1 protein-coding gene is annotated in these 1,046 nt (G+C 63.7%); it reads right to left on the bottom strand.

Translation table 11 applies throughout. From position 1 onward, the window contains the following. The coding region (locus tag ACFQ24_RS03865; RefSeq protein WP_380909137.1) for a Mu transposase domain-containing protein at positions 1 to 1,046 on the bottom strand (1,046 nt) is incomplete at both ends.

Genomic DNA, 1,046 nt, shown 5'->3' with positions numbered 1-1,046 from the left:
GAGAGCGAGACCATCTCGACCACGACTTCAGGCAAAGTGGCGGGATCGGGGCTGAAGCGGGCCCGAAGTGCCGACAGGCATGGGATCCTGCGGATTGCCAGGTCCTCCTCCAGGATATGGGAGAGCTCCGCCTCGCAGGCGCGCTCGTGGGCCATGGCCAGAAGCTCGACCATGATCCGGCAGGCTTCCTTCTCGCCCACAGCTTCCAGCAAGTGCTCGAACATGAGGCGGTAGGGCGCGCGGGGGAACAGGCTGTCACGATAGACCAATCCCCGCAGTGCCATCGGCTTGCGGCGCAGGGAATGAATGACATGGCGATAATCGACAACGTGGCCGTGCTTACCGTTCACACCGGCGCGGCCGCGCTGCAGGGTCATGAGCCTTGTGCCGCCGATGAAGACATCGAGACGGTCGTCGTAAAGGCGCACTCGCAGGCGATGTCCGATCAGGCGCGAGGGGACCGTGTAGAACACCTTGCGCAGGGTGAAGCCGCCCGAGGACGTCACCGTCACGAGGACTTCCTCGTAATCGGTTGTCCGCATGTTTGGGAGGGATCGCAGCGCCTTGCGTTCGGCATCGATGCCGGGACCATGGCGCCGGTTCCTTGCGGTCACGACTTCGTCGATGAAGCGGCGATAATCGGCAAGGTCGGTGAAGTCCGTGGTTCCGCGCAGCAACAGCGCGTCCTTCACTGCGGCCTTGATATGGCCGTGGGCGCTCTCGATCGCACCGTTCTCGTGAGCAATGCCTGTATTGTTGCGCGTCGGCTCCATTCCATAATGGGCGCATAGGGCGTCATAGCGCCTGGTCAGGTCGGCCTTCGCATCGGCGTCCAGATTGCGGAAGGCGGCCGACAGGCTGTCGGTGCGGTGGAGCCTGGGCGCTCCGCCGACAGACCAGAGCGCATTCTGCAGCCCTTCGGCCAGGGCGACGAAACTCTCGCCGCCCAGAATGACGTGTCCATGTTCAAAGCCGCCGCAAGGCAGGCGGAAGTGATAGAGCAAGTGGTCCAAGGGTGCCCCGGCGATGGCGACGTCCAGATCGTT

Origin of the sequence: Sphingobium olei (genome assembly GCF_042678845.1) — a bacterium.
GTDB lineage: Bacteria > Pseudomonadota > Alphaproteobacteria > Sphingomonadales > Sphingomonadaceae > Sphingobium > Sphingobium olei.
This window is presented reverse-complemented; position numbering and strand designations above follow the sequence as displayed.